Origin of the sequence: Acrocarpospora catenulata (assembly GCF_018476525.1) — a bacterium.
In the GTDB taxonomy this organism is placed as follows: Bacteria; Actinomycetota; Actinomycetes; order Streptosporangiales; family Streptosporangiaceae; genus Acrocarpospora; species Acrocarpospora catenulata.
The window spans coordinates 1-14,605 of sequence record NZ_JAHCST010000086.1; the positions used below are offsets into that span (position 1 = coordinate 1).

14 protein-coding genes are annotated in these 14,605 nt (G+C 70.4%); 8 read left to right on the plus strand and 6 right to left on the minus strand.

Annotated elements, in window-relative coordinates:
- Positions 1-52 precede the first annotated feature (52 nt).
- The gene (locus KIP79_RS42810; RefSeq protein ID WP_214110790.1) at positions 53-1,564 is read right to left on the minus strand and encodes an MFS transporter; all 1,512 of its coding nucleotides are present in this window, start codon (positions 1,562-1,564) and stop codon (positions 53-55) included.
- A gap of 168 nt (positions 1,565-1,732) precedes the next feature.
- On the opposite strand from KIP79_RS42810, the gene KIP79_RS42815 reads away from it, so the two are divergent.
- Together KIP79_RS42815 and KIP79_RS42820 are read left to right on the plus strand one after the other, a co-directional pair.
- Positions 1,733-2,329 carry a helix-turn-helix domain-containing protein gene (locus KIP79_RS42815; RefSeq protein WP_214110791.1) on the plus strand — a complete coding sequence of 199 codons (597 nt, stop codon included), beginning with the start codon at positions 1,733-1,735 and terminating at the stop codon, positions 2,327-2,329.
- Positions 2,330-2,442: 113 nt separating this feature from the next.
- The gene (locus tag KIP79_RS42820) at positions 2,443-3,312 is read left to right on the plus strand and encodes a class I SAM-dependent methyltransferase (RefSeq protein WP_214110792.1); all 870 of its coding nucleotides are present in this window, start codon (positions 2,443-2,445) and stop codon (positions 3,310-3,312) included.
- Between the two features lie 120 nt (positions 3,313-3,432).
- On the opposite strand, the gene KIP79_RS42825 is transcribed toward KIP79_RS42820, so the two are convergent.
- On the minus strand, positions 3,433-4,890 hold the full coding sequence (locus KIP79_RS42825; RefSeq protein ID WP_214110793.1) for a PAS domain-containing sensor histidine kinase: 1,458 nt from the start codon (positions 4,888-4,890) through the stop codon (positions 3,433-3,435).
- Positions 4,891-4,957: 67 nt separating this feature from the next.
- On the opposite strand from KIP79_RS42825, the gene KIP79_RS42830 reads away from it, so the two are divergent.
- From KIP79_RS42830 to KIP79_RS42850, 5 genes are all read left to right on the plus strand, one after another.
- Positions 4,958-6,124, plus strand: coding sequence for an 8-amino-7-oxononanoate synthase (locus tag KIP79_RS42830; RefSeq protein ID WP_214110794.1), 1,167 nt, complete (start codon positions 4,958-4,960; stop codon positions 6,122-6,124).
- Positions 6,121-6,840, plus strand: a complete 720-nt coding sequence (locus KIP79_RS42835) for a GntR family transcriptional regulator (RefSeq protein WP_214110795.1) — start codon at positions 6,121-6,123, stop codon at positions 6,838-6,840. The genes KIP79_RS42830 and KIP79_RS42835 overlap by 4 nt, the downstream gene beginning before the upstream one ends.
- A gap of 117 nt (positions 6,841-6,957) precedes the next feature.
- Positions 6,958-7,677: a dethiobiotin synthase gene (gene bioD / locus KIP79_RS42840; protein ID WP_214110818.1), complete on the plus strand. Its 720-nt coding sequence runs from the start codon at positions 6,958-6,960 to the stop codon at positions 7,675-7,677.
- Between the two features lie 48 nt (positions 7,678-7,725).
- Positions 7,726-8,760, plus strand: a complete 1,035-nt coding sequence (gene bioB, locus KIP79_RS42845; protein WP_214110796.1) for a biotin synthase BioB — start codon at positions 7,726-7,728, stop codon at positions 8,758-8,760.
- A 111-nt stretch (positions 8,761-8,871) separates the two neighbouring features.
- Entirely contained in the window at positions 8,872-10,506 is a 1,635-nt protein-coding gene (locus KIP79_RS42850; RefSeq protein ID WP_214110797.1) for an acetolactate synthase, read from the plus strand.
- Positions 10,507-10,515: 9 nt separating this feature from the next.
- On the opposite strand, the gene KIP79_RS42855 is transcribed toward KIP79_RS42850, so the two are convergent.
- Both KIP79_RS42855 and bsaP read right to left on the minus strand, forming a co-directional pair.
- Positions 10,516-12,165: a serine/threonine protein kinase gene (locus tag KIP79_RS42855; protein ID WP_214110798.1), complete on the minus strand. Its 1,650-nt coding sequence runs from the start codon at positions 12,163-12,165 to the stop codon at positions 10,516-10,518.
- A 103-nt stretch (positions 12,166-12,268) separates the two neighbouring features.
- Positions 12,269-12,451 carry a biotin synthase auxiliary protein BsaP gene (gene bsaP / locus KIP79_RS50410; RefSeq protein WP_443611875.1) on the minus strand — a complete coding sequence of 61 codons (183 nt, stop codon included), beginning with the start codon at positions 12,449-12,451 and terminating at the stop codon, positions 12,269-12,271.
- A gap of 110 nt (positions 12,452-12,561) precedes the next feature.
- Between bsaP and KIP79_RS42860 the strand changes: the two genes are divergently transcribed.
- Positions 12,562-12,945, plus strand: coding sequence for a thioesterase family protein (locus KIP79_RS42860; RefSeq protein WP_214110799.1), 384 nt, complete (start codon positions 12,562-12,564; stop codon positions 12,943-12,945).
- A gap of 9 nt (positions 12,946-12,954) precedes the next feature.
- Here the strand turns inward: KIP79_RS42860 and KIP79_RS42865 are convergent, their stop codons facing one another.
- Both KIP79_RS42865 and KIP79_RS42870 read right to left on the minus strand, forming a co-directional pair.
- Positions 12,955-13,167 carry a biotin/lipoyl-binding carrier protein gene (locus tag KIP79_RS42865; protein WP_214110800.1) on the minus strand — a complete coding sequence of 71 codons (213 nt, stop codon included), beginning with the start codon at positions 13,165-13,167 and terminating at the stop codon, positions 12,955-12,957.
- A 29-nt stretch (positions 13,168-13,196) separates the two neighbouring features.
- On the minus strand, positions 13,197-14,528 hold the full coding sequence (locus KIP79_RS42870; protein ID WP_214110801.1) for an acetyl-CoA carboxylase biotin carboxylase subunit: 1,332 nt from the start codon (positions 14,526-14,528) through the stop codon (positions 13,197-13,199).
- Positions 14,529-14,605 lie beyond the last annotated feature (77 nt).

Consider the following 14,605-nt stretch of genomic DNA (forward strand, 5'->3'; position numbering starts at 1 on the left):
AAAGGGTGGGGTGGGTGGGACAACCACCGTAATAGGGCGGGTGGGTGAGGTCTTAAGGCAAGTGAGGCGAGTGGGTGGAGTTCTTGGGGCCGCGTAGGGCGATGTAGGCGAACAGAACGCCCATGACGGCGACGCCTGCCCACATGGCCTCCTGCCAGCCGTCGACGAAGGACTGTTGGGCGGCGTGGAGCAGGTCTTGGGCGTGCGAGCCGGTGCTGTCCGCCACCTCGACGGCGTTGGCGATACCTTCGCGCGCGGTGTCCGCGGCACCCTGGGGAATGCCCTGCAGGCGGTCGTCGATGGCGCTGCGGTAGCCGGCGGACAGCAGCGCTCCGAGCAGGGCGACACCGAGGGCGGTGCCGAACTCGCGGGTGACGTCGTTGAGCGCGGAGGCGACACCCTGCTTCTCACGCGGCAGGGAGCCGGTGATGGCCTCAGTGGACGGGGCCATCGACAGGCCCATGCCGACGCCCATGGCGAGCATGCCGGGCAGGATGGCCAGGTAGCCACCGTCGACGGAGACAAAGAGGGCCATGAGGACCAGACCGACGGCGGCCAGCGCGATACCTGTAGCCATGGTCGGGCGGGAGCCGATGCGCACGGCCAGCTTGGGAGCGAGCCCGGAGGTCATCATCATCATGACGGCCATGGGCATCAGGGCCAGCGTGGACAGCAGCCCCGACCACCCGAGCACGGCCTGAAAGAACGGGAAGAGGACCACGGCGATACCCGCCTGGACACCAAAGACCACCAGCAGCGTGATCGAGCCACCGGCCAGCCCACGCTCACGGAACAGGCGCACGTCCAGCAGCGAGGCGTCCCGCCGATGCAGTTCCCAGGCCACGAAGCCGACGGCGGCGATGAGCCCGACAGCGAGACTGATCAGAGTCGCGGGCGCGGTCCAACCACGCTCGGGCCCCTCCTGCAGGACGAAGATGAGCCCGACCACCGCAACCGTGGACACCAGCGCACCGACGGTGTCGAAGCTGTAGGCGGACCTCTCACGGGAGTTGGGAACCGACTTCAGCGTCATAACCAGGGCCACGATGACCAGGACCACAGGCAGAACGAACAGCCAGCGCCAGTCGGCGACGTCGACGAGGAGCGCGGAGAGGAACATGCCCAGGATGCCGCCACCTCCGGCGACACCGGTCCACACACCGATCGCCGTACCTCGTTCCTCCTCGGGAAAGGTCGAGGTGATCACGGCAAGCGTGATGGGCATGATCATCGCAGCGCCGATACCCCCGGCCACGCGCGCGGCCAGCATCACCTCGGCCGTCGGAGCCAGACCCGCCGCGACACCGGCGACGCCGAAGACACCCAGCCCGGCGATCAGCATGGACTTACGGCCCAGCCGGTCACCGATCGCGCCAAGCGGCAGCAGCAGCGCGGCCAGGGCCAGGGTGTAGATGTTGATGATCCACAAAATGGTGTTCTGCGAAGCGCCGAACTCGACGGCCATATGCGTCTGGGCGACGTTCAGCCCGGACACCGACGCGATGACGGCCATCAGCGCGATGGAGACGGCGATCAGAATGGACCGCAGCTGACGCGCATCCAATGCGCCTCCGCCGCCTCCGTCAGCGACCGCCACCGGTGGAAGCTGGTTCGTACTCATGGATTCCTCTCACAATGGGCATGCGGCGTCAGCACCGGAGCAGACCCGGTCGCCGAAGTGGATGGAGTCGACGTTAAGCCCGCATTGCGAAAAGGGCATACGATAATGCGCATGACGCAAGAAAGTGGTGAGCTGGACAGCCTCGTACGCAAACGCATCCGCGCCCTGCGGGTCGCGCAGGGCTGGTCCCTGGAAGAACTGGCCACCCGCGCCAACCTCAGCCAGTCCTCACTGAGCCGCATCGAGAACGGTCAGCGCCGCCTCGCCCTGGACCAGCTCCTCACCCTCGCCCGCGCCTTGGACACCACCCTCGACCAGCTCGTCGAGACCGCCGACGACGACGTCGTCACCAGCCCGATGATCGACGGCGCCCACGGCCTGATGCGCTGGCCCGTGAAGGGCGACCCCGGCATGACCGTCGTACGCCAGCGCATGACCGAGCCACCGCCCGACAACCCCGCCCGCATGCGTGCCCACCCCGGCCGGGAATGGCTGGTCGTCCTCTCCGGCACCGCGATCCTCATGCTGGGCCACCGGCGCTTCCGTCTGGAGACCAACCAGGCCGCCGAGTTCCCCACGATGATGCCGCACGCCATCGGCGCCGAAGGCGGCCCGTGTGAAATCCTGGGCATCTTCGACCGCGACGCCCGCCGCGGACACCAGCGCGACAACGGCAGCGACTGCGACACCCCCGGCATCTGCGAATGACGGCAACGCGCCCACTCGGCGCGCCTTGCGCGTCGGGCACCACTACGCGCCAACATCTTGCGCATCCCGGAAGACGCTGTGCCGTCTAGGCAAACCCGCCTTACGGTGACGGCATGACGCACGCACACCCGCACACCGCCCACCACGGCGCGCAGCACGGCCACCACCAGCAGGACGACGCAGGCCAGGCGGAAATCCTCGACCTGGACGCGGAAGTCCTCGCCGAGCACATCGCCGCCATCACCGCATGGCTACCCCTGAAAACCAGCCCGCGCCAGATCGTCGACCTGGGCTGCGGCACGGGGGCGGGCACCTTCGCCCTCCTGAACCGCTTCCCCGAGGCTCACGTCCTCGCCGTCGACGCCTCGCCCGGACACCTGCAGCGCCTGCGGGAGAAGGCGTGCGCCCAGCATGTGGACGACCGTGTGCACACCGTGCAGGCCGACCTCGACGCCGCCGCCTGGCCCGACCTCGGCACACCGGACCTCGTCTGGGCCTCAGCCTCGATGCACCACATGGCCAACCCCGGCCACGCCCTGCGCAACGTCCACGACCTGCTCCCGCCCGGCGGCCTGTTCGCCGTCGTCGAGCTGGCCGGGTTCCCCCGCTTCCTGCCGGCAGGCGCCCCCGAAGACCGACCCGGCCTGGAAGACCGTTGCCACGCCGCGACCGACCACTTCCACGCAGAACACGTGCCCCACCGCGGCGCCGACTGGGGACCGATGCTCACCGCCGCCGGGTTCACCCTCGACGGCGAGCGCACCATCACCGTGAACATCGACGGCGCCCACAGCGAAGCCATCGGCCACTACGCCCTGGGCACCCTTCGGCGCATCCGCGGCACCGCCGCCGAAACGCTCCCGGCGGAAGACCTCGCCGCCCTCGACCGGCTGCTCGACACAGACAGCCCCCACAGCATCCTGCGCCGCGACGACCTCTCAGTACGCACCGAACGCACCGTATGGGCCGCACGCCGCACCTGACCCTCGGCGAACACACGCGCCAGACCAAAGGTCATCAAGAAAAGGATGGGACAACCGCGGCAATCGGGTGGGGGGAGCCTACGCAAGCGGGATGAGTGGGACGAACTCGCGCGAGGCCAGTCAGGTTGGGTTGATTGGGATGGTCAGTGAGACCTCGGTGCCACCGGTCGGACGAGGTGCGATTCCCAATCGGCCGGAGAGCTCACCAACCACCAACGTCCGTACGATCTGCAACCCAAGATTGGCGCTCGTCTCCAGGTCGAAGTCCTCCGGCAACCCCCGCCCCTCATCCGCGACCACCACCTCCAGCAGATCCTGATCCCGCGAAACCAGCACCTCCACCCGCCCGGTCTGATGCGCGAACCCATGCTCCACCGCGTTCTGCAACAACTCGGTCAACACCATCGCGATAGGGGTAGCCACCGCCGCCGGGAGAATCCCAAAGGACCCCACCCGCCGAACCAACGCCGGCGTAACCGACACCTCGGCGGTCATCGAAATCACCCGATCCGCGATGTCATCGAACTCGACGAGTTCCTCAGGCATCTGCGCCAGCGTCTCGTGCACGATGGCGATCGACCCCACCCGCCGAACCGCCTCCTCCAGAGCCTCCCGCCCCTCCGGCACCCGCAACCGCCGAGCCTGCAGCCGAAGCAACGCCGCCACCGTCTGCAGATTGTTCTTCACCCGGTGATGGATCTCCCGAATGGTGGCGTCCTTGGTCAGCAACTCCCGCTCCCGCCGCCGCAACTCGGTCACATCCCGAATCAGCACCAGCGCACCGATCCGCCCCCCACCCACGATCAACGGAATGGCCCGGAGCTGAACCACCGTCCCCCCCTTCTCCACCTCCGTCTCCCGGGGCGCCTTCCCACTGGCCACCAGCATCAGGTCCTCATTGATCGGCTCATCCCGATAACAGAGGTCAGCCGTGGTCTTCCCCAACTCCGACCCCACCAGATCGGCGTGCAACCCCAGCCGCCGATAGGCCGACAGCGCGTTGGGCGAGGCATAGGTCACCCGCCCCGACCGATCCAGCCGCAACAACCCGTCACCCACCCGAGGCGACCGCACCAGCATCGGCTCCGCCTCCGCGAACGGAAACCGCCCTTCGGCCACCATCTGCGCCAGATCCGAAGCACTCTGCAGATAGGTGAGCTCCAGCCGCGACGGCGTACGCGCCGACGACAGGTTGGTGGACCGCTGGATGACCGCGATGAAGTCCCCCTCCAGCGACCGCCGCACCGGAATCGTCTCCTCCCGCACCGGCACCCCCGTGGACCAGTCCGGATCCCCCTCCCGGCAGATCCGCCGCTCGGCCCAGGCGGTCTCGATCAGCGGCCGCTCCCCCTTGGCCACCACCGTCCCCACCACATCGTCGTGATAGACGGTCGGCCCCGTGGTCGGCCGCATCTGCGCCACCGCGATCCACCCGTCCCTCCCGGGAATCCACAGGATCAGATCGGCGAACGACAGATCGGCGAGCAACTGCCAGTCTGAGACCAGCGAGTGCATCCATTCGAGGTCCGCCGCGTCGAGCGCGCTGTGCTTGACAACCAGATCAGCGAGAGTGGGCACCTGTGCATGATGCGCACTACTCCGGCCCGAAAGCGAATCGGCCCACCCGACCTGGCAAGATGCCTTCATGCATGGGCCCTTCACCGCATCACCACTGGACCGCCTGCGGTCGGACGCCGCCGCGCGCGAGCAGGCCGGGCTGCGCCGGACCCTGCGCCCCCGCGACCCCGCCCACGACGGCCTGCTCGACCTGGCCTCCAACGACTATCTGGGCCTGTCCCGGGACCCCCGCCTGATCGAGGCCGCGGTCCGGGCCACCCAGGAGTGGGGCACGGGCTCGACCGGATCGCGCCTGGTGACCGGCAGCACCCTGCTCCACGCCGAACTGGAGGAGGCGCTCGCCGCCTTCGTCGAAGCCCCACGCGCGCTGGTCTTCTCCTCCGGCTATCTGGCCAACCTGGCCGCGGTGGCCACCCTCGGCCGGGGCGGCCTGGTGGTCTCCGACACCGGCAACCACGCCTCCATCGTGGACGCCTGCCGCCTGGCCCGGGCCCGCGTCGTGGTCACCCCGCACGGCGACACCGCCGCCGTCGAGAAAGCCCTGCGGGAGCGTACCGAGGAGCACGCCCTGGTGGTCACCGATGCCGTGTTCTCCGTGGACGGCGACCAGGCGCCGCTCGCCGAACTGCACGCGGCGGCCGAGCGGCACGGCGCGCTGCTGGTGGTGGACGAGGCGCACGCGCTGGGGGTGGTCGGCGCGCACGGGCGAGGGGCGGTGCACGAGGCCGGCCTTGCGGGCAAACCGAATATTGTGAGAACCGTCACTTTGTCGAAATCGCTCGGCGCACAGGGCGGCGCGGTGCTGGGTGCTCCCGAGGTCATCGAGACCCTGATCGACACCGGCCGGTCGTTCATCTTCGACACCGGCCTGGCCCCCTCCTGCGCCGGCGCCGCACTGGCCGCGGTCTCCCTCCTGGAAAAGGACGCTGAACTGCCGGAACGGGCCAGGGCACGAGCCCGGGAACTGGCGGGGCTCGCCCGCGAACGTGGCCTGGAGACCAGCGACCCCGCCGCCGCCGTGGTACCCGTGGTGCTCGGAGCGCCGCAGGCGGCCCTGGCCGGGGCGGCACTCTGCGCGGAACACGGGGTGAAGGTCGGCTGCTTCCGGCCCCCCTCCGTCCCACAAGGTCGGTCTTGTCTAAGGTTGACCGCCAGGGCCAATCTGGGGTGCGATGATCTCGCGGTGATCGGACGCGCACTCACCGCCGTGGCCGAAACGAAGGTGACCGCGTGATCGAAGACACTCCCCGGGTGCCCAAGTACTACGACGTCAAACGGAGCCTGCTCGAACTCACCAAGAGCCTGCCCGCCGGCAGCGCGCTGCCCCCGGAGCGCACGCTCGCGGTGCGGTTCGAGACCTCGCGGACCACGGTGCGGCAGGCGCTCACCGAGCTCGTGGTCGAGGGGCGGCTGCTGCGCATCCAGGGCAAGGGGACCTTCGTCGCGCAGCCCAAGGTGGCCCAGGTGCTGCAGCTCACCTCGTACGTGCAGGATCTGCGGACGGTGGGCCTGGAGCCGGACACCAAGATCCTGGACATCAGCTACATCACCGCCGACGAGACGCTCAGCCGCCGGCTGGCGATCAACCCCGGCGGCCGGGTGCTGCGGATCCACCGGTTGCGCCTGGCCAACGGCGAGCCGATGTCCATCGACACCACCCACCTGTCCGCGCGGCGCTTCCCCCGGCTCCGGCGCGAGCTGGAAGGCCATCCGTCGCTGTACGAGACGCTCCACAACGCCTACAGCGTCCGGCTGACCGACGCGGAGGAGATCATCGAAACGGTGCTCGCGACGCCGTACGACGCGCAGGTGCTCGGCGTGGACGTGGGGCTCCCGATGCTCCTGCTGACCCGTCACGCGTTCGACGCCGACGGAAACCCGGTGGAATGGGCGCAATCCTTGTACCGCGGCGACAGATACAAATTCGTAACCCGGCTGCGGCGCCCATAATCCTCTTCTGTTACGGCTATCGCGGGGTTGGCGCCTCTCGCCGTAGGTGGTGCTCGGTGTTTTGGGCGGTTACCGAGGGTGATGGTGCTCGTCGTTACGGCGTTTAGGGGTGGCCGAATGAGTGTGTTGGTGGTTTCCGGGACTGATACCGGGGTGGGGAAGACCGTTGTTACGGCGGCGGTGGCTGCGTTGGCGGTGGAGCGTGGGGCTTCGGTTGCGGTGGTGAAGCCTGCTCAGACCGGGGTTGCCGTGGGGGAGGCCGGGGATCTGGATGAGGTTGTTCGGCTTGCGGGGGTGCGGACGACCTTTGAGTTGGCGCGGTATCCGGATCCGTTGGCGCCTGCGGCTGCGGCTCGGGTGTCGGGGTTGCCGCCGGTTTCGTTTGGGGCGGTGGTTGAGCGGGTTGGGGAGTTGGCTGAGTCTCATCGGCTGGTGCTTGTTGAGGGGGCTGGGGGGCTTCTTGTTCGGTTTGATGAGGATGGGACTACCGTTGCTGACTTTGCGCATGCGTTGCGTGCGCCGGTGTTGGTGGTGGCGCGGGCGGGGTTGGGGACGTTGAATCACACGGCGTTGACGTTGGAGGTGTTGGCGCATCGGGGGATTGAGTTGGCGGGGGTGGTTGTTGGGGCCTGGCCTGGTGTGGCTGATTTGGCGGCGCGGTGCAATGTGCCTGATCTGGAGATGTTGGCGGCGCGGCCGTTGATGGGGGTTGTTCCGGAGGGGGCGGGGGGCTTGGCTGGGCCGGAGTTTCTGGAGGTGGCTCGGCGGGGGTTGGCTCCGGCGTTGGGTGGGGAGTTTGATCCGGGGGCGTTCCGGGCGACGCTGGGGGTGTCTTGACGGAGGGTTGGGCCGGTGTGGGTTTCGGTCCGGCTTTAGGCTTTGCGTGTGACGCAGACGAGCGAAGTTCTCAGCGATGTTGGTGGTGACCAGGACATTCTGGAGGTCGCCCGGCGCCAGGTGCTGGAGGAGGGCCGGGGGCTCAGCAAGGAGCAGGCGCTGGCCTGCCTGACGTTGCCGGACGAGCGGCTGCCCGAGCTGCTCGCGCTGGCCCACGAGGTGCGGCTGAAGTGGTGCGGGCCGGAGGTGGAAGTCGAGGGGATCGTCTCGCTGAAGACCGGCGGGTGCCCGGAGGACTGTCACTTCTGTTCGCAGTCCGGCCAGTTCACCTCGCCGGTGCGGGCGGTCTGGCTGGACATCCCGTCCCTGGTGGAGGCCGCCAGGGAGACCGCGGCCACGGGCGCCACCGAGTTCTGCATCGTGGCCGCCGTGCGCGGCCCCGACCGGCGGCTGATGGAGCAGGTCCGCGAGGGCGTCAAGGCGATCAGGGAGGCGGTGGACATCAACGTCGCCTGCTCGCTCGGCATGCTCACCCAGGAGCAGGTGGACGAGCTCGCCGCGATGGGCGTGCACCGGTACAACCACAACCTGGAGACCTGCGAGTCGCACTTCACCCACGTGGTGACCACCCACACCTGGCAGGAGCGCTGGGACACCTGCCTGATGGTCCGCGAGGCCGGCATGGAGCTGTGCTGCGGCGGCATCATCGGCATGGGCGAGACGGTCGAGCAGCGCGCCGAGTTCGCCGAGCAGCTCGGCCGCCTGGAGCCGGACGAGGTGCCGCTCAACTTCCTCAACCCGCGCCCGGGCACCCCGTTCGAGCGCTACCCGCTGGTGGACGGCGCCGAGGCGCTGAAGACCATCGCCACCTTCCGGCTGGCCCTCCCCCGCACCATCCTGCGCTACGCGGGCGGCCGCGAGCTGACCCTCGGCGACCTGGGCACCAGGGACGGCATGCTGGGCGGCATCAACGCGATCATCGTGGGCAACTACCTGACCACGCTGGGCCGCTCCGCCGAGGAGGATCTCGGCCTGCTGGCCGACCTGAAGATGCCGATCAAGGCGCTGTCGCAGACGTTGTGAGTCACCCGCCGGTGCGGCCTGGTGGCCGTACCGGCAGGCATAAGTCGGTGTCCCAGGGGAAGCGTAAGGATCTTCTGTTCGGCTAGTTAACCGACTGGTAGGTTTCACCGCATGAGCAAGCACGCCGGTGACATAGCGGTCGCCGTCTCCCAGGCATACGGCGTCGACACCATGTTCACGCTCTCCGGAGGCCACGTCTTCCCCCTCTACGACGGGGCCGTGCACCAGGACATGCGCATCCTGGACGTGCGCCACGAGCAGAGCGCGGTCTTCGCCGCCGAGGCGACCGCGCGGCTCACCCGCAAGCCCGGTCTGGCCGTGCTGACCGCGGGCCCCGGCGTCACCAACGGGGTCTCCGGCGTCGCGACCGCCCACTTCAACGGCTCCCCCGTGGTGGTGATGGGGGGCAGGGCGCCGCTGTCCCGGTGGGGCAGCGGGGCGCTCCAGGAGATGGACCACCCGCCGCTCTTCGAGCCCATCACCAAGCTGGCCTTCACCGGCTCCGGCGCGGACGCCGTGGGCCAGGACGTGGAGATGGCCTTCCGCACCGCGCTGGCCCCGCACCGCGGCCCGGTCTTCCTCGACTTCTACATGGACCACCTGTTCGCCCCCGCCGAGGAGCGCGTCACCGAGACGCTGACGCCCTCCCCGCTGGAGCCCGACCCGGACAGGCTGGCCGTGATCGCCCAGCTGCTGGCCGAGGCCGAGCGCCCGGTGCTGGTGCTCGGCTCCGACGTCTGGATGGACCGCGCCGAGGAGGCGGCCCGCGACTTCGCCGAGGAGTTCCGGCTGCCGGTGATCCCCAACGGCCAGGGCCGGGGCATCCTGCCCGCCGGGCACGAGCTGCTGGTCACCCGGGCCCGCTCGCTCGCCTTCGGCCAGGCCGACCTGGTCCTGGTGGCGGGCGCGCCGCTGGACTTCCGGCTCGGCTACGGCTGGTTCGGCGGCAAGGACGGCGCCCCCCTGGCCCGGGTGGTGCACCTGGCCGACGCGCCCTCCCAGCTGGCCACCCACATCGGCCTGGCCGGTTCCGCCGCCGGCGACCTGTCGCTGCTGTTCTGGGGCCTGGCCCAGGCGTGCGCCGCCGCCGGGGTGCGCCCGCGCGAGGACTGGACGGCCCGGCTCGCCGAGGCGGCCAAGGCGGCGGTGGCGGGCGACGCCGAGCTGCTGGAGTCGGAGTCCGACCCGATCCACCCGATGCGGATCTACGGCGAGCTCAACCGCCAGCTGGCCGACGACGCCGTGGTCATCGGCGACGGCGGCGACTTCGTCTCCTACGCCGGCAAGTACGTCGAGCCCCGCCACCCCGGCAACTGGCTCGACCCCGGCCCGTACGGGTGCCTGGGCACCGGCCTGGGCTACGCCATCGCGGCCCGGTTGGCCCGCCCGTCCGCCCAGGTGGTCCTGCTGCTCGGCGACGGCGCGGCCGGGTTCTCGCTGATGGACGTGGACACCCTGGTCCGGCACCGCCTCCCGGTCGTGATGGTCTGCGGCAACAACGGCATGTGGGGCCTGGAGAAGCACCCGATGCGCCTGCTCTACGGCTACGACGTGGCCGCCGACCTGCAGCCGGAGTGCCGGTACGACCAGGTGGTGACCGCGCTCGGCGGGGGCGGCGAGCTGGTCACCAAGCCGTCGGAGATCGGCCCGGCGCTGCGGCGCGCGTTCGATTCCGGCGTGCCGTACCTGGTGAACATCGCGACGGACCCGGAGGTCGCCTACCCGCGCAGCACCAGCGGCGTCTGATCGCCCCGGTCAGGCGGCCGGGGACGGCGAGGGGGACGGCGTCGGCGAGGACGGGCATTCCTGGCGCTTGAGCAGCACGGTGACCGTGGAGCCGACGGGGGCGAGCTCGCCCGACTTCGGCACCTGCTTGATCACGAACGCGCAGGGGCCGTCCCCGGTGAAGGTGACCTTCGGCTTGAACCCGGCCGCATGGAGCAGCTGGGTGGCCTGCTCCGCCGTACGCTGCCAGAGCGCGGGCACCGCCTTGGTCGGCCCGGCCGGCTTGCTCGGGCTCGGCGACGGGCTGGGCGAGGGCTTCGGGCTGGACGGCCGCTCGCTCGGTTCGCGCGACGGCGAAGGCGAGGGCGACAGGCTGGGCTCGGAGACGCTGGGCGTCGGGGACGGGGACGCGGGCCGCGGCGAGCGCCTGGTCCTGGACGGAGACGGAGACGGCGTCGGACTGACCACGCCGAGCGTCGGCACCGGGCCGGGGGCCGCGCCGGTGTCGGCGTTGAGGGCGTTGATGCTGAACACGGCCAGCCCGGCGAAGACCGCGGTCCCGGCCGCGGCCATCGCGATCGGGCCGGTCCTGCTCTTCTTGGCGGCCCGGCGCGCGGCCCGGCCGGTTCCGGGCTGCTGCGGGGTCATCGCCGTCGTGCCTGCGGCCACAGGTCCGCCGCCCACCCGGAAGTCCTGCGCCGTGATCCCGGTGATGGGGCCGTCGAAGGCGGTCTGCTGCTCGTAGCCGCCGGTCGGCGCGTACGGCTGCGGGCCGAAGGACCCCGTGCTCGGCGGGCCGGCGGGGAAGGCCGGCGGCGCGAAGGCCGGGGTGACGCCCGTGGCCGTGCCGGTGGCGCCGATCGCCTGCTGGGCGGCCTGGCTCATCGCGGCGGCGGTGGGCCACCGGTCGGCCGGGGACTTGGCCAGGGCCCGCTCGACCACGTGCCGGATGGCCGGCGGCACGTCCTGCGGCAGCGGCGGCGGCAGCTCCCTGATGTGCTTGAGCGCGATGGTCACAGGGGTGTCCCCGTCGAACGGGCGCCGCCCGCTCACGCACTCGTAGGCGACCACGCCCAGCGCGTAGATGTCCACCGCGAAGGTGACCGGCTCGCCCTCGGCCTGTTCCGGCGCGCAGTAGGCGGCCGTGCCCAGCACCATGCCGGCGTCGGTGAGCCGGGAGGCCGCGTCCTGTCTGGCGATGCCGAAGTCGGTGAGCACGAGCGTGCCGTCCGGCCGTACCAGCAGGTTGCCGGGTTTGACGTCGCGGTGCACGATGCCGCGGTCGTGCACGGCCTGGATGGCGGCGGCGGCCTGCGCGATCAGCTCCATCGCCGGTTCCGGGCCGATCCGGCCGAGCCGGGAGAGCAGCCGGTCCAGCGGCTCGCCGTCCACGAACCTCATCACCAGGTACGCGGTGGGCCCGTCGCCGGGCACCTCGGTGACGCCGTAGTCGTAGACGTCGACCACGCCCGGGTGGTTGACGGTGGCCATGGCGCGGGCCTCGCCCTGGAAGCGCACGGCGAAACCGGGGTCGTCCAGGCGGCCGGGGAGCAGCACCTTCACGGCGACGGTGCGGGCCAGGACGGTGTCCTCGCCGCGCCACACCTCGCCCATGCCACCGGCGCCGATACGGACGTCCAAACGGTACCGTCCGGCCAGCGTCGTCCCTTGGGCAACCATGGTGCCCCTTTACCCCCTAGCCACTTCCACCCCGAGTTTCGCGGAGACCATCTGGAAGTCTAGCGGGCCTGGAGCTAATGGGTTTTACGACTACAAAACCCGGTCAGCCCGACAGAACGCCATGTTCTGCGCATCGTGCGGTCCACCCTGACGGCGTCACCTGCACCACCATGCGCCGCCGGCAGACCGCGCAGTACCGGGGCGGCTCCATCCGCCGCGCCTCCTGGCAGGCGGTGTGGTCCCCCTCAGAGGCCAACCGCCCGCAGTGGTCGCAGTACCCCTCCATAACCTCTCCTGTTAATGAGAAACCCGTCCCATAGCCGGCCACATGGCGCCGACCAGGCGGCTCACCGCGGTGGCCGTCCAGATCACGACTTTCTCATTAAGATCCCCGTCATGACCCTCGCACCAGGCCTGCGCGCCCACCGGCTGATCATGGTCGAGCCTGAGGACACCGCGATCGCGGTCGGCAGCGGTGACGTGCCCGTGCTGGCCACGCCACGGCTGCTCGCCTTCGCCGAGGGCGTGAGCGCGGCGGCCGTGGCCCCCGCGCTTGCCCCGGGGCAGACCTCGGTGGGAACCAAGGTGGCGCTGGACCACCTGGCCGCCAGCGGCCTCGGCGCGCAGGTCGAGATCTCCGCCGAGCTGACCGAGGTGGACGGCAGGCGCCTGATCTTCGCGGTCACCGCGATGGACGGGCACGGCACGCTGGTCGCCACCGCCGTCATCGAGCGCATCGTGGTCGACCGCCAGCGGTTCCTGGACCGTCTCACCCGATGACGACCGTCGCTACTCGATGACGGCGATCAGGTCGCCCTCCTGGATGACGTCGCCCTCGGCCACCTTGAGCTGCGCCACCACCCCGGCGTCCTCGGCCACCACCGGGATCTCCATCTTCATGGACTCCAGGATGACCAGCGTGTCCCCGTCCTCCACGGTGTCGCCGGGGGCGACGACCACCTTCCAGACGTTCGCCACCATCTCCGCGCGGACTTCAGCCATGCCTGCCTCTTTCCTTCAATCTGTCCTGATCACGATCTCATGCGGGACACCAGGCCGGTGTCGTAGTCGCCGGACACGAACTCGGCGCGGTCCAGCAGTTCGGCGCAGAACGGCAGGTTGTTCTTGGGCCCCGTCACCGTGAACCCCGCCACCGCCGCGCGGGCCCGCTCGATCACCTCGGCCCTGGTCGCCCCGTACACGCAGAGCTTGGCCATGAGCGGGTCGTAGAACGGGGTCACCGTGTTGCCCTCGAGGTAGCCGGAGTCGACCCGCACGCCCTCGCCGGCCGGCTCCCGCCATTCGGCGATCTTGCCGGGGCCGGGGAAGAACCGCTTGGGGTCCTCGGCGTACACCCGGAACTCGATGGCGTGGCCCTTCGGGGTGGCGTCGAGGGTGACGGACTCGCCCGCGGCCACCCGGAGCTGGGCCGCCACCAGGTCCACGCCGGTGACCAGCTCGGTGACCGGGTGCTCCACCTGGAGGCGGGTGTTCATCTCCAGGAACACGAAGTCCTGCGCGTCCGCGTCGACCAGGCACTCCACGGTGCCGGCGCCCCGGTAGCCGACCGCCTCGCCCGCCCGGACCGCCGCGGCCAGCATGCGGGCCCGCAGCTCCGGCGTGATGCCCGGCGACGGGGACTCCTCGACCACCTTCTGGTGGCGCCGCTGCACCGAGCAGTCCCGTTCGCCGAGCGCCAGCACGGTGCCGTCGGCCAGGCCGAGGATCTGCACCTCGACATGGCGGGCCCGCTCGATGTACCGCTCAAGCAGGATGGCGGGGGTGCCGCCGAACCTGGCCGCCGCGCGGGAGGCCTGCTCGAACGCCTTGGCCAGGGACTCCTCGTCGTAGGCCACGCCCATGCCGATGCCGCCGCCGCCCCCGGCTGTCTTCACCATCACCGGGTAGCCGATGCGGGCGGCCTCCTTGGCGGCCTCGGCCGGTTCGGTGACCGGCTCGCGGGTGCCCGCGGCCACCGGCACCCCGGCCTCCTCCATCAGGTTCCTGGCGTTGATCTTGTCGCCCATCTGCCGGATCGCCTCCGGCGCCGGGCCGATCCAGACCAGGCCCGCGTCCAGCACGGCCTGGGCGAAGTCCGCGTTCTCCGAGAAGAAGCCGTACCCGGGGTGGATGGCCTGGGCGCCGGTCTCCTTGGCGGCCAGCAGCACCTTCTCCTGGTCCAGGTAGCTCTGCGCGGGATTGGCCGGGCCGAGCAGGACGGCCTCGTCGGCCTCCCGTACGAACGGCAGGTCCGCGTCGGCCTCGGAGTACACGGCCACGGCCCGCAGGCCCATCCCCCGGACGGTACGGATGATCCGGCGCGCGATCTCGCCCCGGTTGGCGATCAGCACTGAGTCGAACACGGAGCCCACCCTACGGGCAGCGTGTTTCCCAGCCGCTCATCTCAAACCACCGATCACATCGTGTCAATCTGTAGGAA